General features: G+C 65.8%; 23 protein-coding genes and 1 tRNA gene. 21 read left to right on the plus strand and 3 right to left on the minus strand.

Annotation, left to right across the window (positions count from 1 at the left end):
• Window positions 1-221: 221 nt before the first annotated feature.
• Complete coding sequence (ccoM, locus tag H165_RS20100; protein ID WP_277051764.1) at window positions 222-338, plus strand: cytochrome c oxidase subunit CcoM; 117 nt, start codon at window positions 222-224, stop codon at window positions 336-338.
• Between the two features lie 120 nt (window positions 339-458).
• Here the strand turns inward: ccoM and H165_RS0109600 are convergent, their stop codons facing one another.
• Together H165_RS0109600 and H165_RS0109605 are read right to left on the minus strand one after the other, a co-directional pair.
• Entirely contained in the window at window positions 459-929 is a 471-nt protein-coding gene (locus tag H165_RS0109600; RefSeq protein WP_017938720.1) for a MaoC family dehydratase, read from the minus strand.
• Window positions 930-1028: 99 nt separating this feature from the next.
• Entirely contained in the window at window positions 1029-1979 is a 951-nt protein-coding gene (locus H165_RS0109605; protein WP_017938721.1) for an alpha/beta hydrolase, read from the minus strand.
• 282 nt (window positions 1980-2261) lie between these two features.
• Here H165_RS0109605 and fadD2 point away from each other — a divergent pair, with 282 nt between their 5' ends.
• The 4 genes from fadD2 to H165_RS0109625 all read left to right on the plus strand — a co-directional run bounded on the left by fadD2 (window position 2262) and on the right by H165_RS0109625 (window position 8380).
• On the plus strand, window positions 2262-3950 hold the full coding sequence (gene fadD2, locus H165_RS0109610) for a long-chain-fatty-acid--CoA ligase FadD2 (RefSeq protein ID WP_017938722.1): 1689 nt from the start codon (window positions 2262-2264) through the stop codon (window positions 3948-3950).
• A 306-nt stretch (window positions 3951-4256) separates the two neighbouring features.
• Window positions 4257-5945 (plus strand): long-chain-fatty-acid--CoA ligase FadD1, encoded by a 1689-nt coding sequence (fadD1, locus tag H165_RS0109615; protein WP_017938723.1) that lies wholly within the window; start codon window positions 4257-4259, stop codon window positions 5943-5945.
• A gap of 186 nt (window positions 5946-6131) precedes the next feature.
• Window positions 6132-7817 carry a methyl-accepting chemotaxis protein gene (locus tag H165_RS20330; protein WP_017938724.1) on the plus strand — a complete coding sequence of 562 codons (1686 nt, stop codon included), beginning with the start codon at window positions 6132-6134 and terminating at the stop codon, window positions 7815-7817.
• Window positions 7818-7921: 104 nt separating this feature from the next.
• Complete coding sequence (locus H165_RS0109625; protein WP_017938725.1) at window positions 7922-8380, plus strand: YiiD C-terminal domain-containing protein; 459 nt, start codon at window positions 7922-7924, stop codon at window positions 8378-8380.
• Window positions 8381-8434: 54 nt separating this feature from the next.
• On the opposite strand, the gene H165_RS0109630 is transcribed toward H165_RS0109625, so the two are convergent.
• A complete protein-coding gene (locus H165_RS0109630) occupies window positions 8435-8905 on the minus strand; it encodes a Dps family protein (protein WP_017938726.1) in 471 nt (156 codons plus the stop codon).
• A 241-nt stretch (window positions 8906-9146) separates the two neighbouring features.
• Here H165_RS0109630 and H165_RS0109635 point away from each other — a divergent pair, with 241 nt between their 5' ends.
• From H165_RS0109635 to H165_RS0109710, 16 genes are all read left to right on the plus strand, one after another.
• Complete coding sequence (locus H165_RS0109635) at window positions 9147-9416, plus strand: FmdB family zinc ribbon protein (protein WP_017938727.1); 270 nt, start codon at window positions 9147-9149, stop codon at window positions 9414-9416.
• A 51-nt stretch (window positions 9417-9467) separates the two neighbouring features.
• A complete protein-coding gene (gene aspS / locus H165_RS0109640) occupies window positions 9468-11243 on the plus strand; it encodes an aspartate--tRNA ligase (protein ID WP_017938728.1) in 1776 nt (591 codons plus the stop codon).
• 65 nt (window positions 11244-11308) lie between these two features.
• Window positions 11309-12055 (plus strand): YebC/PmpR family DNA-binding transcriptional regulator, encoded by a 747-nt coding sequence (locus H165_RS0109645; protein ID WP_017938729.1) that lies wholly within the window; start codon window positions 11309-11311, stop codon window positions 12053-12055.
• A gap of 138 nt (window positions 12056-12193) precedes the next feature.
• Window positions 12194-12721 carry a crossover junction endodeoxyribonuclease RuvC gene (ruvC, locus tag H165_RS0109650; RefSeq protein WP_017938730.1) on the plus strand — a complete coding sequence of 176 codons (528 nt, stop codon included), beginning with the start codon at window positions 12194-12196 and terminating at the stop codon, window positions 12719-12721.
• 21 nt (window positions 12722-12742) lie between these two features.
• Window positions 12743-13348, plus strand: a complete 606-nt coding sequence (gene ruvA, locus H165_RS0109655; protein WP_017938731.1) for a Holliday junction branch migration protein RuvA — start codon at window positions 12743-12745, stop codon at window positions 13346-13348.
• A gap of 19 nt (window positions 13349-13367) precedes the next feature.
• Entirely contained in the window at window positions 13368-14420 is a 1053-nt protein-coding gene (ruvB, locus tag H165_RS0109660) for a Holliday junction branch migration DNA helicase RuvB (RefSeq protein WP_017938732.1), read from the plus strand.
• Between the two features lie 53 nt (window positions 14421-14473).
• Entirely contained in the window at window positions 14474-14926 is a 453-nt protein-coding gene (ybgC, locus tag H165_RS0109665; protein WP_017938733.1) for a tol-pal system-associated acyl-CoA thioesterase, read from the plus strand.
• 2 nt (window positions 14927-14928) lie between these two features.
• Window positions 14929-15624, plus strand: a complete 696-nt coding sequence (tolQ, locus tag H165_RS0109670) for a protein TolQ (protein WP_026146514.1) — start codon at window positions 14929-14931, stop codon at window positions 15622-15624.
• A gap of 18 nt (window positions 15625-15642) precedes the next feature.
• Window positions 15643-16095: a protein TolR gene (gene tolR, locus H165_RS0109675; protein ID WP_026146515.1), complete on the plus strand. Its 453-nt coding sequence runs from the start codon at window positions 15643-15645 to the stop codon at window positions 16093-16095.
• Window positions 16095-17105, plus strand: a complete 1011-nt coding sequence (tolA, locus tag H165_RS0109680) for a cell envelope integrity protein TolA (RefSeq protein ID WP_017938736.1) — start codon at window positions 16095-16097, stop codon at window positions 17103-17105. The genes tolR and tolA overlap by 1 nt, the downstream gene beginning before the upstream one ends.
• Before the next feature lie 5 nt (window positions 17106-17110).
• Window positions 17111-18409, plus strand: a complete 1299-nt coding sequence (gene tolB, locus H165_RS0109685) for a Tol-Pal system beta propeller repeat protein TolB (protein ID WP_017938737.1) — start codon at window positions 17111-17113, stop codon at window positions 18407-18409.
• Between the two features lie 58 nt (window positions 18410-18467).
• Entirely contained in the window at window positions 18468-18965 is a 498-nt protein-coding gene (pal, locus tag H165_RS0109690; protein WP_017938738.1) for a peptidoglycan-associated lipoprotein Pal, read from the plus strand.
• A 6-nt stretch (window positions 18966-18971) separates the two neighbouring features.
• Complete coding sequence (gene ybgF, locus H165_RS0109695) at window positions 18972-19781, plus strand: tol-pal system protein YbgF (protein ID WP_026146516.1); 810 nt, start codon at window positions 18972-18974, stop codon at window positions 19779-19781.
• A 117-nt stretch (window positions 19782-19898) separates the two neighbouring features.
• Window positions 19899-20546: a 7-carboxy-7-deazaguanine synthase QueE gene (gene queE / locus H165_RS0109700; protein ID WP_017938740.1), complete on the plus strand. Its 648-nt coding sequence runs from the start codon at window positions 19899-19901 to the stop codon at window positions 20544-20546.
• 2 nt (window positions 20547-20548) lie between these two features.
• On the plus strand, window positions 20549-21226 hold the full coding sequence (queC, locus tag H165_RS0109705) for a 7-cyano-7-deazaguanine synthase QueC (protein WP_017938741.1): 678 nt from the start codon (window positions 20549-20551) through the stop codon (window positions 21224-21226).
• A gap of 57 nt (window positions 21227-21283) precedes the next feature.
• Window positions 21284-21358: transfer RNA gene (locus tag H165_RS0109710), tRNA-Lys, on the plus strand.
• Window positions 21359-21448: the final 90 nt, after the last annotated feature.

The following is a 21448-nucleotide window of genomic DNA, read 5'->3' on the forward strand; positions in this document are numbered from 1 at the left end:
ACTTTGCTGGAGGATTCGTTCCGTTCGTGCGACGTCCGGTCGCAGTTTGCCGGTAAACCGTTCTAGGCCGCGGTTTTGGGGCAGTGTGGCGGGTTTTTTCGGAGGCTTCGACCGGCGCCAGGAAAGGAGTCAATCGGGCCATTGATCCAGATCAATTTTGCGCCAACCCATCGCGAGTACCTTGATCCCATCGAACGGTGGGACGCAGCGAGGTACACGAGATGTTCATGGATACGGCGGTAATTGCTGGAATTGGCACGGTTCTCCTGATGATCGCCTTCTGTGGCGGCGTCGGATACTTCATTTGGAGTGACTCCCACAAGCGCAAACGTGGTTGAGCCTCCAACACTAGGCACGCAAGGCAATTCGGGCGACTTCGGTCGCCCTCTTTTTTTTAACGGCTTTCTTTTATATCCGAAAACGGGAGACCTGTGCAGGGTCCCCCGTTTTTTCCGTGCTCAGCCGATGGTGACCGGCGGCAGTTCCGGGGTGGTGACCGTCTGCTTGCTGCGCGGAGCGAGGATCTCGGCGACGCCGTCGACCACCAGGTCGTCGTTCTGGTTGAACACCCGGGTGGCGATCTTCACCCGGAACTTCGGCAGCTTCTCGAGAATTTCCAGGCGCACGGTCAGGGTGTCGCCGAACTTCACAGGACGGGTGAAGCTCATGGTCTGGCCGATGTAGATGGTGCCCGGGCCTGGCAGAGTGCAGGCCACCGCGGCGCTGATCAGCGCGCCGCTGAACATGCCGTGGGCGATGCGCTCCTTGAACATGGTGCCGGCGGCGTACTCGGCGTCCAGGTGCACCGGGTTGTGGTCGCCGGACAGCGCGGCGAACAGCAGGATGTCGCGCTCCTCGACGGTCTTGCTGTAGCTGGCGGTTTGACCGACTTCGAGTTCGTCGTAGGGAGTGTTGGTGAGCTGCGGCATGGGCGCGGACCTTCTACGGGATGGGAGGGAAGGGCTCCGGCAGCGTCCGGGGACGGCCGCCTCGAGCCGGGAAAACGAGAGGGGTCTTTTACCACATCGTCAGACAGTTTGGCTGCCGGAGCCCGCCTGCCGGGGCACGTTGCGCTCCAGCCAGGCGAGCAGGTCGGCTGTCACCTGGTCGCGGTTGGTCTCGTTGAACAACTCGTGGCGGGCGTCGGCGTAGAGCTTCAGCTCGACCCGCTGGAGCCCCGCCTGGCGCAGTGCGGCGGCCAGGTCCTCAAGGCGGTGGCCCTGGCTGACCGGGTCGCGGGCGCCGCCGATCACCAGCAGCGGTAGGGTTGGGGCGATCTTCGCCAGGTTGGCGACCGGGGTGATCTGCTGCAGCCCCTCGAGCAGGTCGAGCCACAGCTGGTTGGTGCAGCGGAAGCCGCACAGGGGATCGGCGATGTAGCTGTCCACCTCGGCCGGATCGCGGCTCAGCCAGTCGAAGGCGGTGCGGTTGGGCTTGAACGCCTTGTTGAAGGAGCCGAAGGAGAGGAACTCGATCAGCGCGCTGCGCCCGGTCGGGCCCTGGCGCCAGCGCTCGAAGCGGGCGATCAGTGCTGCCGCACGGTAGAGGCTGACCGGCTGGTAGTTGGAGCCGGAGAGGATCGCCGCCTGTACCTCGGCGCTGTGCTGGATCAGGTAGGCCTGGCTGATGTAGCTGCCCATGCTGTGGCCGATCAGCACCAGCGGGGTGTCCGGGTGCTGCTGGCGGATATGCTGGTTGAGCTCGGCGAGGTCGTCGACCACCCGCTGCCAGCCGTCGCGGTCGGCGTAGTGGCCGAGCACGCCGTGCTCGGCGGTCCGGCCATGGCCGCGCTGGTCGTGGGCGTAGAGGGCGTAGCCGGCATCCACCAGGGTCGCGGCGAAGCGTGCATAGCGGGCGGCATGCTCGGCCATGCCGTGGGCGAGTATCAGCACCGCGCGCGGCGGCTGCGCGCCGTACCAGCGGTTGACGAACAGGGGCGTGGCGTCGCTGGCGGTGAGCCAGAAGGCTTGGTGCTGCATGGCGATTCCTTGGGCCGGATGGTCGAAAGGGCAAGGGGTCTATATAGCGGACTGGCCGGCATTGTTCACTCCCTCAGAACTCCTTTCCCAGTTCGCCTGCGTGGCGGGGCATGCCCATGGGATGCGACGAAGCAGGCGGCGGATGAGCGCGGCACGGACCGGGCGATTCACGGCATCGATCGGGTGGGGTGGCGATTTGCGCTTCCGGGTATTGCTGATAACTTCCGATGAATCCCGCATGCGCGGGCCAGAAATGCTTTCAGGGAATGGAGATAACAACAAATGCAGCCTGAATTCTGGAACGACAAGCGCCCGGCGGGCGTCGCCAACGAGATCGACCTGGGGGCCTACAAGTCGGTCATCGAGGTGTTCGAGCGGTCGTGCAAGAAGTTTGCCGACCGTCCGGCCTTCAGTAACTTGGGGGTGACCCTCAGCTATGCCGAGCTGGACCGGCTGTCCGCCGCCTTCGCCGCCTACCTGCAGAAGCATACCGACCTCAAGCCCGGCGATCGCATCGCGGTGCAGCTGCCCAACGTCCTGCAGTATCCCATCGCCGTGTTCGGTGCCCTGCGTGCCGGGCTCATCGTGGTCAATACCAACCCGCTGTACACCGCCCGGGAGATGCGCCACCAGTTCAGCGATGCCGGCGCGCGCGCGCTGGTCTATCTGAACATGTTCGGTCACCTGGTTCAGGAGGTGTTGCCGGACACCGAGATCGAGTACCTGATCGAGGCGCGCATGGGCGACCTGCAGCCGGGGCTCAAGGGGCCGCTGCTCAACGCCGCGGTCAAGTACCTGAAGAAGCTGGTGCCGGCCTTCCACCTGCCCCAGGCGGTGCCTTTCAAGAGTGCCCTGGCCCAGGGACAGGGCCATGCCCTCAAGCCGGTCAAGGTCAGCCTCGACGACATCGCCGTGCTGCAGTACACCGGCGGCACCACCGGAGTGGCCAAGGGCGCCATGCTCACCCACCGCAACCTGGTGGCCAACATGCTTCAGGTGGATGCCTGTCTGGGGCAGCTCGGCGACGACGGACGACCGCTGATGCAGGCGGGCCACGAGGTGCTGATCGCGCCGCTGCCGCTGTACCACATCTATGCCTTCACCGTGCACTGCATGTGCATGATGATCAACGGCAACCACAACGTGCTGATCACCAACCCGCGGGACATCCCGGGCTTCGTCAAGGAGCTGGCGAAGTGGCGCTTCACCGGGATCTGCGGCCTCAACACCCTGTTCGTGGCGCTGATGAACCACCCGGACTTCCGCAAGCTGGACTTCTCCGCCCTCAAGCTGACCAACTCAGGCGGCACCGCGCTGGTGCGCGCCACTGCCGAGCAGTGGCAGCAGATCACCGGCTGCGCCATTACCGAGGGCTACGGCCTCACCGAAACCTCCCCGGTGGTCAGCACCAACCCGCGGGGCCGGCTGGCGCGCTTGGGTACCGTGGGCCTGCCGGTGCCGGGCACCGCGCTCAAGGTGATCGACGAACAGGGCAACGAACTGCCCCTGGGCGAGCCCGGAGAACTGTGCGTGAAGGGGCCGCAGGTGATGAAGGGCTACTGGCAGCGCCCGGAGGCCACCGCCGAGGTGCTGGACGCCGAGGGCTGGCTGAAGACCGGCGACATCGCGGTGATCGACCCGGACGGCTACCTGCGCATCGTCGACCGCAAGAAGGACATGATCATCGTCTCCGGCTTCAACGTGTACCCCAACGAGATCGAGGAGGTGGTCATGGCCCATCCCAAGGTGGCCAGCTGCGCGGCCATCGGCGTGCCCGACGAGAAGAGCGGCGAGGCGGTCAAGCTGTTCGTGGTGCCGCGCGAGCCGGGGCTGTCCGTCGAGGAGCTGAAGGCCTACTGCCGTGAGCAGCTCACCGGCTACAAGGTGCCCAAGTACATCGTCCTGCGCGACGCCCTGCCGATGTCCCCGGTGGGCAAGATCCTGCGTCGCGAACTGCGCGAGACCGCCTGAGGAGCCCCCGGCTGCGTCATCCACCCCCTCTCTCTGGAGAGGGGGCCGGCGCGGCGCAATACCGCGTGCTTGACGGGTTCGCGGCATTTCTTGTCCGACAATCCTGCCGATTTGACTTAAAAATGACCGGAAGGCCGGAATTTGGTTTCCTTTATGACCGTGATAGACAATTCTGGTGCTGTTCCCACCTTCGCAAAGCTGCTACTCTCGGCGCGCTTTTTCCGCCTGAAAGGGCCGGAATGACCGAAAAAGACAATAACCAGCCGCCTCGCGGCGAGAATAGATGTTGCTTAGGAGTGGGCTTCCATGACCGAGAACTTCTGGAAGGACAAATACCCTGCTGGGGTCCCTGCCGAGATCGACCCCGACCAGTTCGCGAACGTCCAGGCCGTCCTGAAACTGTCCTGCGAACGTTTCGCCGACAAGCCCGCCTTCAGCAACCTGGGGAAAACCATCACCTACGGCGAGCTGTACGAGCTGTCCGGCCAATTCGCCGCCTACCTGCAGAAGTACACCGACCTCAAGCCCGGCGACCGCATCGCCGTGCAGATGCCCAACGTGTTGCAGTACCCGGTTGTGGTGTTCGGCGCCCTGCGTGCCGGACTGATCGTGGTCAACACCAACCCGCTGTACACCGCGCGGGAAATGGAGCACCAGTTCAACGACTCCGGCGCCAAGGCGCTGGTCTGCCTGGCCAACATGGCCCACCTGGCCGAACAGGTGCTGCCGAAGACCGGCATCAAGCACGTGGTGGTCACCGAGGTGGGCGACCTGCTGCCGACCTTCAAGCGCCTGCTGGTCAACGCCGTGGTCAAGCACGTGAAGAAGATGGTGCCGTCTTACCACCTGCCGCAGGCGGTGAAGTTCACCGAGGCCCTGGCCAAGGGCCGCGGCCAGCGTGTCGTGGAAGCCAGCCCGCAGTCCGGCGATGTCGCCGTGCTGCAGTACACCGGCGGCACCACCGGGGTGGCTAAGGGCGCCATGCTCACCCACCGCAACCTGGTGGCCAACATGCTGCAATGCAAGGCGCTGATGGGCACCAACTTCAACGAAGGCTGCGAGGTGCTCATCACCCCGCTGCCGCTGTACCACATCTACGCCTTCACCTTTCATTGCATGGCGATGATGCTGATCGGCGGCCACAACATCCTGATCACCAACCCGCGCGACCTGCCGGCGATGGTCAAGGAGCTGGCCAAGTGGCGCTTCACCGGCTTCGTCGGCCTCAACACCCTGTTCGTTGCCCTGTGCAACAACGAGGACTTCCGCAAGCTGGACTTCTCCTCGCTGAAAGCCACCTTCTCCGGCGGCATGGCGCTGCAGCTGGCCACCGCCGAGCGCTGGCGCGAGGTCACCGGCTGCGGCATCTGCGAAGGCTACGGGATGACAGAGACCAGCCCGGTGGTGTCGGTGAACCCCTTCCAGAACATCCAGGTCGGCACCATCGGCATCCCGGTGCCCTCGACCCTCTGCAAGGTGGTCGACGAGGAGGGCAACGACCTGCCGCAGGGCTCGATCGGCGAGCTGTGCGTCAAGGGCCCGCAAGTGATGAAGGGCTACTGGCAGCGTCCGGAGGCCACCGCTGAGGTGCTCGATGCCGACGGCTGGCTGAAGACTGGCGACATCGCGGTGATCCAGGACGACGGCTATCTGCGCATCGTCGACCGCAAGAAGGACATGATCCTGGTGTCCGGCTTCAACGTCTATCCGAACGAGCTGGAAGACGTGCTGGCCACCCTGCCGGGCGTGCTGCAGTGTGCGGCAATCGGCGTGCCGGACGAAAAGTCCGGCGAGGCCATCAAGGTCTTCGTGGTGGTCAAGCCGGGCGCCAGCCTGACCAAGGAACAGGTGCTGCAGCACATGCACGACAACGTCACCGGCTACAAGCGACCCAAGTACGTGGAGTTCCGCGACTCGCTGCCGACCACCAACGTCGGCAAGATCCTCCGTCGCGAGCTGCGCGACGAGGAACTGCGCAGGCTCGGCAAGAAGTAAGGCTCAACTGCCCGGCGACAGAACCCCGCTTCGGCGGGGTTCTGTCGTTTCGGGGTCAGGCATGGCTGGTCCGACCAGTTTTTTGTGACGCGGGCCTCAAGCTCGCCGGTGAGGCGGTCGATCTACAGAGCAGACAAGGCCAACGACAAGGCCCATCCCCCTTTTTCTTTTCGAGGAACTGCCGAAATGTTTCGCGCCCTTCGTCTGCGCGCCAAGCTGCTGCTGCTCGCCTTGGTGCCGATTTGCCTGCTGACCCTGCTGATCTGTTCGATCTTCGTCGTGCTGCTGCAGAAGCTGGCCGACGAGCAGGAAGCCCATACCCGTTCCGATCTGATGGCCGACCGCCGCGAGGAGATCCAGAACATCGTGGAGCTGGCCCTAGGGGTCATCGGGCCGCTCTACGAGCGTTCCGCCCCCGGCGACCTGAGCGCGCGGGCCGAGGCCGTGGACATCCTGAAGCGGCTCAAGTATGGCGCCGGCGGCTACTTCTGGGGCTACGACGGCAACGTGGTGCGCCTGTTCCAGGGCGATACCGGCGACAAGATCGGCCAGAGCTTCGCCGACTTCCGCGACCCTGAGGGCCGCTACGCGATCCGCCAGCTGGTGGCCGCCGGCAAGGACGGCAGCCACTACGTGGATTACAGCTTCGTGGTCGGCGCGGGCAGCGAGATCGTGCCCAAGGTCGGCTACTCCCACTACCTGCCGAAGTGGGACATGGTGTTCGGCACCTCGATCAACCTGGACGACGTGGAGCGCGAGCTGCAGGCAAGCCGCGCCGAGTTCCAGCGCCACATCGACCGCCTGCTCGGCGTGATGCTCGGCACCGCCGTGGTGCTGCTGATCGTGGTCGGCGTGCTGGCCGGGGTGCTGAGCAATTCCATGCTGCGCCCGCTGCTGCAGCTGAAGGCCAGCCTCGACGACATGGCCGCCGGCGACGGTGATCTGACCCATCGCCTGCCGCTGACCAGCCGCGACGAGCTGGGCGACCTGGCGGCATCCTTCAACCGCTTCGTGGAGAAGATCCACGTGCTGGTCCGGCAGGTGGCCGACACCACCGCGCAGTTGTCCGGTCTGGTCGGCGCGGTGAGCAGCCAGGCGCAGCGCTCGGAGCAGGCCATGGAAGGGCAGCGCCAGGAGACCGACCAGGTGGCCACGGCGATCAACGAGATGTCCGCCGCCGCCCAGGAGGTGGCCGCCAGCGCCCAACGTGCCGCCGAGGCCGCCCAGGAAACCGATCAGGAGAGCCAGAATGCCCGGCGCGTGGTGGAGCGCAGCATCGAACGCATCCACCAGCTGGTGGGCGAGGTGCGCAACAGCGGCGAGTCGCTGGACGGCCTGCGCCAGGACGTCCAGGGCATCGTCAGCGTGCTCGAGGTGATCCGCGCCATCGCCGACCAGACCAACCTGCTGGCCCTGAACGCAGCCATCGAGGCAGCCCGCGCCGGTGAGGCCGGGCGCGGCTTCGCGGTGGTCGCCGACGAGGTGCGCGCGCTGGCCAGCCGCACGCAGCAGAGCACTGGCGAGATCCAGGCGATGATCGACCGTCTGCAGAACGCCACCCGCGAGGCGGTGGAGGCCATGCAGCGGGCCCGCGAGATGGGCGAGGACACCACCGAGCACGCCAACCGTACCGGCGACTCGCTGGACAGCATCACCCGGCTGATCGGCACCATCAATTCGATGAACGCGCAGATCGCCAGCGCCGCCGAGGAGCAGACCGCGGTGGCCGAGGAGATCAACCGTAGCGTGCACCAGATCGCCGTGGCGGTGGAGGCCGTCGCCAACGATGCCACCGAGGGCGCGCAGACCGCCCGTGAGCTGGATGCCCTGGGCGGCCGCCTGCAGCAGCTGGTCGGCCAGTTCCGGATCTGATCCTTGCGAGGACGCCGCCATTCCCGGGCGCGGCGGCGTCCCGAGGTCGACCTGCGGAGCCCGGCTGCCTACCATAGGCCGGTTTCCCCACAGGCCCGTCCATCATGACCGACAGTTCCCTCGACCGCGCCGAGGCGCTGACCCGCTACCTGCACGACAACATCCCGCTGACCCGCGCCATGGCCCTGCGCGTGCTGCCCACGGAGCCCGGCCGCCTGCGCCTGGCCGCCCCCCACGAGCCGAACCGCAACCCACACGGCACGGTGTTCGGCGGCAGCCTGGCGACCCTGGCCATCGCCGCCGGCTGGACGCTGCTGTTCGATGCGCTGCGTGCCGAAGGGCTCGCCTTCGGACTGGTGATCCAGCACTACCAGTGCGACTATCGGGCGCCGGCGGCGGCCGAATTCGTCGCCGAGGCAGAGCTGCCGGCGGATTGGCCGGCCTTCCTCGAGCGCCTGCGGGCGCGCGGTCGGGCACGGCTGACGCTGCCGCTGCGGCTGTACTGCGAAGGGCGGGAGGTGCTTGGCGCCGAGGCGGTCTACGTGGCGTGGCTGGAGGGCTGAAGCGGGGAGGTGAAGATGACAGGCCCCGGTTGCGCGGGGCCTGTTCAGGCGGGATCAGGCGGCCAGCAGGCTGCGCAGCATCCACGCGGTCTTCTCGTGGACCTGCAGGCGCTGGGTCAGCAGGTCGGCGGTGGGCTCGTCGCTGACCTTGTCGACCAGCGGGAACAGGGCGCGGGCGGTGCGCGCCACGGCTTCCTGGCCCTCGACCAGCTGCTTGATCATCTCGGTGGCCGGCGGCACGCCTTCCTCCTCCTTGATTGAGGACAGGCGGGCGTAGGCGGCGTAGGTGCCCGGCGCCGGGAAGCCCAGGGCACGGATACGCTCGGCGATGGCGTCCACCGCCAGGGCCAGCTCGTTGTACTGCTGCTCGAACATCAGGTGCAGGGTGTTGAACATCGGCCCGGTGACGTTCCAGTGGAAGTTGTGGGTCTTCAGGTACAGGGTGTAGGTGTCCGCCAGCAGGCGGGACAGACCTTCGGCGATGGCCGCACGGTCCTGTTCGGCAATTCCGATATTGATTTCCATCAGCTTTCTCCTCGGTCGGTATGCAGGGGGGAGGGCTCCTCCCTTCCGGATGGACACAGCCTATCACGGCGTGGTGCGAAATGCCTGGCTTGCGTCAATGGGCGCGATGATCGCCCGCTATCGTGCCGGCGCAGGGCCGGGGCGCGGGCTGCACGTAACCGACGAACCATATATAATCCCACCCTTTGCCGCGCCCCTCCGGGGAGGCGGCGTGCTAGAACGATGACCGGAGTGACAGACGATGCCCATCTATGAGTATCAATGTGCGTCCTGTGGCCATCAGCTGGAAGCCATTCAGAAGTTCAGCGATGCGCCGCTGGTCGATTGTCCCGCCTGCCAGGCTCCCGAATTGACGAAAATGCTCTCGCTGCCCGGATTCCGTCTCAAGGGTGGCGGCTGGTACGAGACCGACTTCAAGACCGGCGCCAAGAAGAACCTCGCCTCCGGTGACAGCGCGCCCGCCTGTGCGGGCGGCGGTTGCGGTTCAGGAGCCTGTGCTGCCGCCGACTGAGCGGCTTCCCCCGATTCACCGACATTCCATCTCTAGAGAAGAATTCCCATCATGATGCGCAGCCACTATTGCGGCCAGTTGAACGAGAGCCTGGATGGCCAGGAAGTCACCCTTTGCGGCTGGGTCCACCGCCGCCGTGACCACGGCGGGGTGATCTTCCTCGACATCCGTGACCGGGAAGGACTGGCCCAGGTGGTGTTCGACCCGGATCGCGCCGATGCCTTCGCCATCGCCGACCGCGTGCGCAGCGAGTACGTGGTGAAGATCCACGGCCGTGTGCGTATGCGGCCGGAAGGCGCCCGCAACCCGAACATGGCGAGTGGCGCCATCGAGGTGCTGGGCTACGCGATCGAGGTGCTCAACCAGGCCGAGACCCCGCCGTTCCCGCTGGACGAATACTCCGACGTCGGCGAGGAAACCCGCCTGCGCTACCGCTTCATCGACCTGCGCCGTCCGGAAATGGCGGCCAAGTTGAAGCTGCGTTCGCGGATCACCAGCAGCATCCGTCGCTACCTGGACGAGAACGGCTTCCTCGACGTGGAAACGCCTATCCTGACCCGCGCCACCCCGGAAGGCGCCCGCGACTACTTGGTGCCGAGCCGCACCCATCCTGGCCACTTCTTCGCTCTGCCGCAGTCCCCGCAGTTGTTCAAGCAGCTGCTGATGGTGGCCGGCTTCGATCGCTACTACCAGATCGCCAAGTGCTTCCGCGACGAGGATCTGCGCGCCGACCGTCAGCCGGAATTCACCCAGATCGACATCGAGACCAGCTTCCTCGACGAAAGCGACATCATGGGCATCACCGAGCGCATGATCCGTCAGCTGTTCAAGGAAGTGCTGGACGTCGAGTTCGACGAATTCCCGCACATGCCCTACGAGGAGGCCATGCGCCGCTACGGCTCGGACAAGCCGGACCTGCGCATCCCGCTGGAGCTGGTGGACGTCGCTGACCAGCTGAAGGACGTGGAGTTCAAGGTGTTCAGTGGCCCGGCCAACGATCCCAAGGGCCGCGTCGCCGCCCTGCGCGTGCCGGGCGCCGCCTCCATGCCGCGCAGCCAGATCGACGAGTACACCAAGTACGTCGGCGTGTTCGGCGCCAAGGGCCTGGCCTACATCAAGGTCAACGAGCGCGCCAAGGGCGTCGAGGGCCTGCAGTCGCCGATCGTCAAGTTCATCCCCGAGGCCAACCTCAACGTGATCCTCGACCGCGTCGGCGCGGTGGACGGCGACATCGTGTTCTTCGGCGCGGACAAGGCGAAGATCGTCAGCGACGCCCTGGGCGCGCTGCGCATCCGCCTCGGCCACGACCTCAAGCTGCTCACCAAGGAGTGGGCTCCGCTGTGGGTGGTGGACTTCCCGATGTTCGAGGAAAACGACGACGGCAGCCTGAGTGCGCTGCACCACCCCTTCACCTCGCCGAAGTGCACCCCGGAAGAGCTGGAGGCCAACCCGGCCGCGGCCCTGTCGCGCGCCTACGACATGGTGCTCAACGGCACCGAGCTGGGCGGCGGTTCCATCCGTATCCACGACAAGGCCATGCAGCAGGCGGTGTTCCGCGTGCTGGGCATCGACGAGGCGGAGCAGCAGGAGAAGTTCGGTTTCCTGCTCGACGCCCTCAAGTACGGTGCCCCGCCGCACGGTGGCCTGGCCTTCGGCCTGGACCGTCTGGTCATGCTGATGACCGGTGCCGCCTCGATTCGTGAAGTGATCGCCTTCCCGAAAACCCAGAGTGCGGCCTGCGTGATGACTCAGGCGCCCGGCGAGGTGGATGCCAAGGCCCTGCGCGAGCTGAACATCCGTCTGCGCGAGCAGCCGAAGGTGGAATAAGCAACTACAACCCAAGGGGCGGCACGCCCGATGTGCTGCCGGACCGAGAAAGCATGGAGTGAGTTATGGCTGGTCATTCCAAATGGGCCAACATCAAGCACCGCAAGGGCCGTCAGGACGCCAAGCGCGGCAAGATCTTCACCAAGATCATCCGTGAGCTGACCGTAGCCGCGAAGAGCGGCGCCAACCCGGCAGACAACCCGCGCCTGCGCCTCGCGGTGGACAAGGCGCTGACCGCCAACATGTCCCGCGACACCATCGAACGGGCCATCGCCCGCGGTGCCGGCACCAACGAAGCCGACAACATGGTGGAGCTGACCTACGAGGGTTATGCTCCCAGCGGTGTGGCGCTCATCATCGAGGCGATGACCGACAACCGTAACCGCACCGCCGCCGAAGTGCGCCATGCCTTCAGCAAGTGCGGCGGCAACCTGGGTACCGACGGTTCGGTGGCCTACATGTTCGACCGCAAGGGGCAGCTCGCCTTCGCTCCCGGCGTGGACGAGGACGCCCTGATGGAGGCCGCCCTGGAAGCCGGCGCCGACGACGTGGTCAGTGAGGAAGACGGCTCCGTAGTGGTCTACACCAGCTTCAGCGACTTCCACGCGGTGAACGAGGCGCTGTCCGCCGCTGGCTTCAAGGCCGAGGAAGCGCAGATCGCCATGATCCCCTCGATCACCGCACCGGTCGCCGACTTGGAGACCGCCCAGAAGGTGATGAAGCTGATCGATGCCCTGGAGGACCTGGACGACGTGCAGAACGTCTACCACAACGCCGAGATCCCCGACGAGATCATGGACCAGTTGGACTGATCCGCGCGCCGGTCGCCAAGCCGGAAGCTGCCTGCCAGGCGCTTCCGGCTTTTTTGTGGGCAGCCGCTCGCCCGGGCGAGTGACGGCGCCGGACGGCCCCCGTATACTCGTGGACTGGATAAATAGACAGTTGGCGACATGACCCTGATCCTTGGCATCGACCCCGGCTCGCGGATCACCGGCTACGGTGTGGTGCGCGCCGGTGCGCGCGGCGCCTGCGAGTACGTCGCCTCGGGCTGCATTCGCACCGGCAGCGGTACATTGCCCGAGCGCCTGCAGGCGGTGTACCGCGGCATCCGCGAGGTGATCGACACCTACGGCCCGGTGACCGCCGGGATCGAGCAGGTGTTCATGGCCCGCAATGCCGACTCGGCTCTCAAGCTCGGCCAGGCCCGCGGGGTGGCCATGGTTGCCGCCGCCGAGGCCGGGCTGGAGATCGCCGAATACACCGCCAGCCAGGTCAAGCAGGCGGTGGTGGGCAGCGGCGGCGCCGACAAGCAGCAGGTGCAGATGATGGTCATGCGCCTGCTCGGCCTGCTGGAGAAGCCGCAGATCGACGCCTCCGACGCTCTGGCCATCGCCCTCTGTCATGCGCACACCCGCGCCAGTCTCATTCCCCACGGGCTGTCCGCCGCGAGAAGGCGCGGCGGTCGCCTGCGCCTCTGAACGAATTAAGGAAGAAGCCCCGTGATCGGACGCCTGCGTGGCACCCTGGCGGAGAAGCAGCCGCCGTATTTGCTTCTGGATGTGAATGGCGTCGGCTACGAGCTGGAAGTGCCGATGACCACCCTTTATCGTCTGCCCGGTGTGGGTGAGGCGGTGACCCTGCATACCCATCTGGTAGTGCGCGAGGATGCCCAGCTGCTCTACGGTTTCGCCGAGAAGCGCGAGCGCGAGCTGTTCCGCGAGCTGATCCGTCTCAACGGGGTCGGCCCCAAGCTGGCCCTGGCGCTGATGTCCGGCCTCGAGGTGGACGAGCTGGTGCGCTGCGTGCAGGCCCAGGACACCTCGGCCCTGGTCAAGGTGCCGGGGGTCGGCAAGAAGACCGCCGAGCGCCTGCTGGTGGAGCTCAAGGACCGTTTCAAGGCCTGGGAAAGCATGCCGGTCATCGCCCCGCTGGTGATTGAACCCCGTGGCCTGCCGGCAGTCTCAAGCGCGGAGAATGACGCGGTGAGCGCCTTGGTGGCCCTGGGCTTCAAGCCCCAAGAGGCGAGCCGTGCGGTGAGCGCCGTGCAGGAGGAAGGCTTGAGCAGTGAAGAATTGATCCGGCGCGCCCTCAAGGGCATGGCCTGAACCCCGAGGGTGACCCTGGATGATCGAAGCCGACCGCCTGATAAGCGCCGCCGGGCGTGACCGTGAAGAACAGCTGGACCGGGCCATCCGCCCGCTGCGCCTGGCCGAGTACATCGGCCAGCCGGCCGTGCGCGAGCAGATGGATCTGTTCATCCGCGCCGCCAAGGGCCGCGGCGAGGCCCTCGACCACACCCTGATCTTCGGACCGCCGGGTCTGGGCAAGACCACCCTGGCGAACATCATCGCCCAGGAGATGGGGGTGTCCATCAAGAGCACCTCCGGCCCGGTGCTGGAGCGCCCCGGCGATCTCGCCGCGATGCTCACCAACCTGGAGCCCGGCGACGTGCTGTTCATCGACGAGATCCACCGCCTCTCGCCGGTGGTCGAGGAAGTGCTCTACCCGGCCATGGAGGACTTCCAGCTGGACATCATGATCGGCGAAGGCCCGGCGGCGCGCTCCATCAAGCTCGACCTGCCGCCCTTCACCCTGATCGGCGCCACCACCCGCGCCGGCATGCTGACCAACCCGCTGCGCGACCGTTTCGGCATCGTCCAGCGTCTGGAGTTCTACAGCAACGAGGACCTGGCCACCATCGTGCGCCGCTCGGCGGGGATCCTCGGCCTGACCCTGGAGCCCGAGGGCGCCCTGGAGATCGCCCGTCGCGCCCGCGGCACACCACGCATCGCCAACCGCCTGCTGCGTCGCGTGCGGGATTTCGCCGAGGTGCGTACCCAGGGGGTGATCACTCGCGCCACCGCCGACCAGGCGCTCAACCTGCTGGACATCGACGAGCGCGGCTTCGACCACCAGGACCGCCGCCTGCTGCTGACCATGATCGAGAAGTTCGACGGCGGCCCGGTGGGCATTGACAGCTTGGCCGCGGCGATCAGCGAGGAGCGTCACACCATTGAGGACGTGCTCGAGCCCTATCTGATCCAGCAGGGCTACATCATGCGCACGCCGCGGGGCAGGGTGGTGACCCGCCACGCCTACCTGCACTTCGGCCTGGAGACGCCACGGCGGCTCGGTGAGATATCCACCCCGGATCTCTTCGCCCCGGGGGACGAATGAGCGGAAAATTGTTCTTTGGCCGGATTGGCAAGTCGGGGGGGGCGCACTAGAGTATGCGCGCACAAAGCAGAGTCCAGCCGTTCGTCCATCGCTGTCGGGTCTACTATGAGGACACCGATGCCGGCGGCATCGTCTACTACGTCAATTACCTCAAATTCATGGAACGGGCTCGCACCGAACGGTTGCGCGACCTGGGTTATGCCCAGTCAGCACTGGCCGGTGAGGGTCTGCTGTTCGTTGTGCATTCCGCCGAGGCGCGCTACCACGCCCCGGCGCGCCTGGACGACGAGCTGCTGGTAAGCGCCGATGTGGTCGAGTTGAACCGTGCCAGCCTGCGCTTTCGTCAACAGGTCAGGCGGGCCGCGGATGACGTGCTGCTCTGCGAGGGGCAGTTCCTGGTCGCCTGTGTGGGCGCCGACAATTTGAAACCCCGGGCCATCCCGCCGGCGCTGCGCGAGGCCTTCACCGAGTCCCGGCGGTCCGGGTCATTTGAAGCAGGAGAGTAAGCGTGGAAGCCAACGCCGTTGACCATATGTCGATGTGGAGCCTGATCAGCAACGCCAGCTTCGTGGTGCAGCTGGTGATGCTCACCCTGGTGAGCGCCTCGGTGGTGTCCTGGGTGCTGATCTTCCAGCGCAGCAACGCGCTGCGCGCGGCCAAGCGAGCCCTAGACAACTTCGAGGACCGTTTCTGGTCCGGTATCGACCTGTCCAAGCTGTACCGCCAGGTGGGCAGCAACCCCGACCCGGACTCCGGCCTGGAGCAGATCTTCCGCGCCGGCTTCAAGGAGTTCTCCCGCCTGCGCCAGCAGCCCGGGGTCGACCCGGATGCGGTGATGGACGGCGTGGCCCGCGCCATGCGAGTGGCCATCTCCCGTGAGGAGGAGAAGCTGGAGACCGCCCTGCCGTTCCTTGCCACCGTCGGTTCCACCAGTCCCTACGTCGGCCTCTTCGGTACCGTCTGGGGTATCATGAACTCCTTCCGCGGCCTGGCGCAGGTCCAGCAGGCCACCCTGGCTACGGTGGCGCCGGGCATCGCCGAGGCGCTGATCGCCACCGCCATCGGCCTGTTCGCCGCGATTCCGGCGGTGATCGCCTACAACCGCTTCTCCGCCCGCGGCGAGCTGCTGATCGGCCGCTACTACACCTTCGCCGACGAGTTCCAGGCGATCCTCCACCGCAAGGTGCACACCTCGGACGAATAAGCGGACAGGTTCCAAGCCATGGCGAGAATTCGCAACAGACGCAAGCCGGTCGCCGAGATGAACGTGGTGCCCTACATCGACGTGATGTTGGTGCTGCTGGTCATCTTCATGGTCACCGCGCCGATGCTCAACCAGGGGGTCAAGGTGGACCTGCCCAAGGTCAGCAGCGACGTGCTGCCGCAGGACAACAACGCCCAGGTGCTGACCATCTCCATCAAGGCCGACAAGACCTACTACTGGAACATGGGCAGCGAGGTGGATATCGACACCGAGCAGGAGCGTGCCTCCACCCTGGAGCAGATGACCCAGGCGGTGACCGCAATCATCGCCGAGAACCGTCGCCAGGGTAAGCAGGTGCAGGTCTTCGTGCGTGGCGACAAGGCGGTGGACTATGGCACCGTGATGGCTGCCATGGGCGGTCTGCAGCAAGCCGATGTCGGCAATGTCGGGCTGATCACCGAGGCGCCCTGATGCACCAACCAGAGCGTTCGCCGTCGGAGAGCTACTTCTGGCCCGTGGTCTGGGCCGTGGGGCTGCATGCCCTGATGTTCGCCATGCTGTTCATCAGCTTCGCCTTCGCGCCGGAACTGCCGCCGGCCCGTCCGGTGGTGCAGGCGACCCTTTACCAGCTCAAGTCGCAGAGCCAGGCCACCACTCAGACCACCGAGAAGGTCGCCGGCGAGGCCAAGAGGAGTGCCGCGCCGCAGTACGAGACCGAGCGTCTGGAGCAGAAGAAGGCCGAGGAACAGCGGATGGCCGCCGCCAAGGCCGCGGAACAAAAACGCGCCGAGGAGGCTCGAAAGGCCGAGGAGGCTGCCAGGGCGGCCAAGGCCAAGGCCGAAGCCGAGGCGGCAGCCAAGAAGGCCGAGGCCGAGCGCAAGGCCGCTGAGCAGAAGCGCCAGGCGGAAATCGCCAAGAAGAAGGCCGAGGAAGAGGCGAAGAAGAAGGCCGCTGCCGAAGCAGCGAAGAAGAAGGCGGAGGAAGAGGCCAAGAAGAAGGCGGCCGCCGAAGCAGCGAAGAAGAAGGCCGCCGAGGAGGCCAGGAAGAAAGCGGCTGCCGAGGCTGCGAAGAAGAAGGCGGCCGAGGAAGCCAAGCGCAAGGCCGCCGAGGATCAGAAGGCCGCGGCCCTGGCCGAGCTGCTGTCGGACAGCGTCGAGCGTCAGCAGGCCCTGGCCGAGACCCATGGCGACCAGGTGGCAGGCAACCTCGACGACCTGATCGTCAAGCTGATCACTGAAAACTGGCAGCGGCCGCTGTCGGCCCGTCGGGGTATGAGCGTCGAGCTGCTGATCCAGATGCTGCCGGACGGCACCATCACCAACGCCAGCGTGTCCCGCTCCAGTGGTGACGGTCCCTTCGACGCTTCCGCGGTGGCCGCGGTACGCAACGTCGGCCGCATTCCCGAAATGCAACAATTGGACCGCGCTACCTTCGACCGCATGTACAGGCAGCGCCGCGTGATCTTCAAACCGGAGGATTGATCTCTGTGAACACCCTGATTCGAATAGTCCTGCTCGGCCTGATCATGCTGGCCGGCAGCGTGCAGGCCGCCGATCCGCTGGTGATTTCCCACGGCGCCGACCGTGCCACCCCCATCGCCGTGGTGCCTTTCGGTTGGCAGGGCGGCACCGTGCTGCCCGAAGACATGGCCACCATCGTCGGCAACGACCTGCGCAACTCCGGCTTCTTCGAGCCGATCCCACGGCAGAACATGATCAGCCTGCCGACCCAGGCCAGCGAGGTCATCTACCGTGACTGGAAGGCCCTCGGTGCCCAGTACCTGCTGATCGGCAACATAGTGCCAGCCGGCGGTCGCCTACAGGTACAGTTTGCTCTGTTCAACGTGGCCACCGAGCAGCAGGTGATGACCGGCAGCGTCAGCGGCGGCACCGACCAACTGCGCGACATGGCCCACTACGTGTCCGACCAGGCGTTCCAGAAGCTCACCGGCATCCAGGGCGCCTTCTCGACCCGCCTGCTGTACGTGACCGCCGAGCGCTTCTCGGTGAACAACACCCGCTACACCCTGCAGCGTGCCGACTACGACGGCGCCCGCGCGGTGACCCTGCTGCAGTCCCGCGAGCCGATCCTCTCGCCGCGCTATGCGCCGGATGGCCGCCGCATTGCCTACGTGTCGTTCGAGCAGAAGCGTCCGCGCATCTTCATCCAGCACATTGATACCGGCCGCCGCGAGCAGATCACCAACTTCGAGGGCCTCAACGGCGCTCCGGCCTTCTCGCCGGACGGCAATCGCCTGGCCTTTGTGCTGTCCAAGGACGGCAACCCGGAAATCTATGTGATGGACCTGAACAGCAAGCAGCTGCAGCGCGTCACCAACCACTTCTCGATCGACACCGAGCCGTTCTGGGGGGCCGACGGGCAGACCCTGTACTTCACCTCGGACCGTGCCGGCCGCCCGCAGATCTATAAGACCCGGATCGGTGGCGGTGAGCCGCAGCGCGTAACCTTCGTCGGCAACTACAACGCCAACCCGAAGCTCTCCGCCGACGAAAAGACCCTGGTGATGATCCACCGTCAGGATGGCTATACCAACTTCAAGGTCGCCGCTCAGGACCTGCAGCGTGGCAACCTGCGGATCCTTTCCGAGACCAGCCTGGACGACTCTCCCACTGTCGCGCCCAACGGCACCATGCTAATCTACGCCACCCGCCAGCAGGGCCGGGGAGTCTTGATGCTCGTGTCCACCAACGGACGCGTGAGGCTCCCGATTCCAACCGCTCAAGGCGACGTCCGAGAGCCTTCCTGGTCCCCCTACCTGAACTGACGCGGTCTTTCTCTCTGAAATTGCTTTACCACACATGGGGTTCATTAGGAGTTTGATGATGGAAATGCTCAAATTCGGTAAGTTCGCTGCTCTGAGCCTGGCTCTTGCCGTTGCTGTCGGTTGTTCCTCCAAAGGCGGCGACGCTGCTGGCGAAGGTGCTGTCGACCCGAACGCCGGTTACAACGGTTCCGCTAGCGGCATCGATGGCAGCCTGAGCGAAGAAGCCGCTCTGCGCGCTATCACTACCTTCTACTTCGAGTACGACAGCTCCGACCTGAAGCCGGAAGCCATGCGCGCTCTGGACGTTCACGCCAAGGACCTGCGTGCCAACGGCGCTCGCGTCGTCCTGGAAGGCCACACCGACGAGCGCGGCACCCGCGAGTACAACATGGCGCTGGGCGAGCGTCGCGCCAAGGCCGTGCAGCGCTACCTGGTCCTGCAGGGCGTCTCCCCGGCTCAGCTGGAAATCGTTTCCTACGGCGAAGAGCGTCCGGTTGCCACCGGCAGCGACGAGCAGTCCTGGGCTCAGAACCGTCGCGTCGAACTGCGTAAGTAATTCGCCATGCGTATCCGCCGTGCTCTAACCGTTCTCGCGCTCGGTCTGCCCGTGGCGGCCTGGGCGGAAGTTCCCGTGGTCGATGGCAGCACCGGTTATGCCGGCAGCACCTATCCGGCGGTCGGTTACAGCAGCGGTGGCGCCTATGCCGGGGGCGGGGTGGTCACCCCGACCTCGGCACAGGGCGAGCTGTTCATGCAGCTGCAACAGTTGCAGGAAGAGGTTTCCCGCCTGCGCGGCATGCTCGAGGAGCAGCAGAACGAGATTCAGCGTCTCAAGCAGGAAAGCCTCGAACGCTATCAGGACATCGACAGCCGACTGTCGAGCGGTGCCGCCGCCGGCGCTGCCGCCCAGCAGAATTTCCCCGCTGGCGCGATCAACGCCAACCAGATTCCCACACCGCCGGCCGGCCAACAGGCCGCCAGCGCTGAGCCGGCCGATCCGGCGAAGGAAAAGCTCTACTACGACGCCGCCTTCGACCTGATCAAGGCCCGCGACTTCGACAAGGCCAGCCAGGCCTTCAATGCCTTCCTGCGCAAGTACCCGAACAGCCAGTACGCCGGCAACGCCCAGTACTGGCTGGGCGAGGTGAGCCTGGCGCAGGGCGATCTGCAGGCCGCCGGGCAGGCCTTCGCCAAGGTCAGCCAGCTCTATCCGCAGCACGCCAAGGTGCCGGACTCCCTGTACAAGCTGGCCGACGTGGAGCAGCGCCTAGGCAATACCGAGAAGGCCAAGGGCATTCTCCAGCAGGTCATCGCCCAGTATCCCGGCAGCTCTGCCGCTCAGCTGGCGCAGCGCGACCTGCAGCGTCTCTGAGGCGCCGCACCGGCACCAGAAACCCGCGCTCGGCGCGGGTTTTTTCGTTTAGAATCCCCGGCTCCTTTCCTGCAACGGAGGCGGATGGCCTGTTTCGCTGTCGCGCCCGTGGCTGATATGCACAAGACCCTGCGAATTACCGAGATCTTCTACTCGCTGCAGGGGGAGACGCGCACCTCGGGATTGCCGACGGTGTTCGTGCGCCTGACCGGCTGTCCCCTGCGCTGTCAGTACTGCGATACCGCCTACGCCTTCAGTGGCGGACAGCTGATGAGCCTCGAGGCCATCCTCGACCGCGTGGCGAGCTACCGGCCGCGCTACGTCTGCGTCACCGGTGGCGAACCGCTCGCCCAGCCCAATTGTCTTCCCCTGCTCGCCCGGCTCTGCGACGCCGGCTACCAGGTGTCCCTGGAGACCAGCGGCGCGCTGGATATTGCCCCGGTGGATCGCCGGGTCAGTCGGGTGGTCGATCTCAAGACTCCGGGCTCGGGGGAAGTGGCACGCAACCGCTACGCAAACCTCGCCGAGCTGACGCCCAATGACCAGGTGAAGTTCGTCATCTGCTCCCGCGAAGACTACGACTGGGCGGTGAGCCAGCTCCTCCAGTACCGGCTGGCCGAGCGAGCCGGCGAAGTGCTGTTCTCGCCCAGTCACGGCCAAATCGATGCGCGCGCGCTGGCCGAATGGATCATCGGGGACAACCTGCCGGTGCGCTTGCAGCTGCAATTGCACAAGATTCTCTGGAACGACGAACCGGGACACTGAAGATGGTTGAGAAGAAGAGAGCGGTGATTCTGTTGTCCGGTGGCCTGGATTCGGCCACCGTGCTGGCGCTGGCCAAAGCCCAGGGCTATGCCTGCTACACCATGAGCTTCGACTACGGGCAGCGGCATCGCGCCGAGCTACAGGCCGCCGAGCGGGTGGCGCAGCAGCTGGGCGCGGTGGAGCACAAGGTGATCGGCCTGAACCTCGACGGCATGGGTGGCTCGGCCCTGACCGACGCCTCTATCGCCGTGCCGGAAAGCCCGACCCAGGGCATCCCGGTGACCTACGTGCCGGCGCGTAACACCGTGTTCCTGGCCCTGGCCCTTGGCTGGGCGGAAGTGCTCGGCGCACGGGACATCTTCATCGGAGTCAACGCGGTGGACTACTCGGGTTACCCGGACTGCCGCCCGGAATTCGTCGCCGCCTTCGAGCGCATGGCCAACCTGGCCACCAAGGCTGGCGTGGAGGGCGACCATTTCCGCATTCAGGCGCCGCTGCAGCACCTCAGCAAGGCCCAGATCATTCAGGCCGGGGTACGCCACGGCGTGGACTACGGGCTGACCGTGTCCTGCTACCAGGCGGACGACGACGGCCGGGCCTGTGGCAGGTGCGATAGCTGCCGGCTGCGCGCTGCCGGGTTCGCCGCGGCCGGGGTGACCGACCCGACCCGCTACCGCTGAAATTTTTTCTGCATGCTATTGAAATTCCGAAATAAATCAGTATCATGCACAGCCGTCGGGTCGTTAGCTCAGTGGTAGAGCAGTTGGCTTTTAACCAATTGGTCGTAGGTTCGACCCCTACACGACCCACCATCATTCGATGCTATGCCGCCTGCGGCAGGCAGACCTGAAAAGCCCGCAACCTGGAGGTGGCGGGCTTTTTCGTTTGCGCCGCTGCACGCT

This window comes from Pseudomonas thermotolerans DSM 14292 (genome assembly GCF_000364625.1).
In the GTDB taxonomy this organism is placed as follows: Bacteria; Pseudomonadota; Gammaproteobacteria; order Pseudomonadales; family Pseudomonadaceae; genus Aquipseudomonas; species Aquipseudomonas thermotolerans.

Bases quoted from the DNA above. Each gene is read 5' to 3' on its own strand.
- ccoM (WP_277051764.1), top strand. From the start codon at position 222: ATGTTCATGGATACGGCGGTAATTGCTGGAATTGGCACGGTTCTCCTG.
- H165_RS0109600 (WP_017938720.1), bottom strand. From the start codon at position 929: ATGCCGCAGCTCACCAACACTCCCTACGACGAACTCGAAGTCGGTCAA.
- H165_RS0109605 (WP_017938721.1), bottom strand. From the start codon at position 1,979: ATGCAGCACCAAGCCTTCTGGCTCACCGCCAGCGACGCCACGCCCCTG.
- fadD2 (WP_017938722.1), top strand. From the start codon at position 2,262: ATGCAGCCTGAATTCTGGAACGACAAGCGCCCGGCGGGCGTCGCCAAC.
- fadD1 (WP_017938723.1), top strand. From the start codon at position 4,257: ATGACCGAGAACTTCTGGAAGGACAAATACCCTGCTGGGGTCCCTGCC.
- H165_RS20330 (WP_017938724.1), top strand. From the start codon at position 6,132: ATGTTTCGCGCCCTTCGTCTGCGCGCCAAGCTGCTGCTGCTCGCCTTG.
- H165_RS0109625 (WP_017938725.1), top strand. From the start codon at position 7,922: ATGACCGACAGTTCCCTCGACCGCGCCGAGGCGCTGACCCGCTACCTG.
- H165_RS0109630 (WP_017938726.1), bottom strand. From the start codon at position 8,905: ATGGAAATCAATATCGGAATTGCCGAACAGGACCGTGCGGCCATCGCC.
- H165_RS0109635 (WP_017938727.1), top strand. From the start codon at position 9,147: ATGCCCATCTATGAGTATCAATGTGCGTCCTGTGGCCATCAGCTGGAA.
- aspS (WP_017938728.1), top strand. From the start codon at position 9,468: ATGATGCGCAGCCACTATTGCGGCCAGTTGAACGAGAGCCTGGATGGC.
- H165_RS0109645 (WP_017938729.1), top strand. From the start codon at position 11,309: ATGGCTGGTCATTCCAAATGGGCCAACATCAAGCACCGCAAGGGCCGT.
- ruvC (WP_017938730.1), top strand. From the start codon at position 12,194: ATGACCCTGATCCTTGGCATCGACCCCGGCTCGCGGATCACCGGCTAC.
- ruvB (WP_017938732.1), top strand. From the start codon at position 13,368: ATGATCGAAGCCGACCGCCTGATAAGCGCCGCCGGGCGTGACCGTGAA.
- ybgC (WP_017938733.1), top strand. From the start codon at position 14,474: ATGCGCGCACAAAGCAGAGTCCAGCCGTTCGTCCATCGCTGTCGGGTC.
- tolR (WP_026146515.1), top strand. From the start codon at position 15,643: ATGGCGAGAATTCGCAACAGACGCAAGCCGGTCGCCGAGATGAACGTG.
- tolA (WP_017938736.1), top strand. From the start codon at position 16,095: ATGCACCAACCAGAGCGTTCGCCGTCGGAGAGCTACTTCTGGCCCGTG.
- pal (WP_017938738.1), top strand. From the start codon at position 18,468: ATGGAAATGCTCAAATTCGGTAAGTTCGCTGCTCTGAGCCTGGCTCTT.
- ybgF (WP_026146516.1), top strand. From the start codon at position 18,972: ATGCGTATCCGCCGTGCTCTAACCGTTCTCGCGCTCGGTCTGCCCGTG.
- queE (WP_017938740.1), top strand. From the start codon at position 19,899: ATGCACAAGACCCTGCGAATTACCGAGATCTTCTACTCGCTGCAGGGG.
- queC (WP_017938741.1), top strand. From the start codon at position 20,549: ATGGTTGAGAAGAAGAGAGCGGTGATTCTGTTGTCCGGTGGCCTGGAT.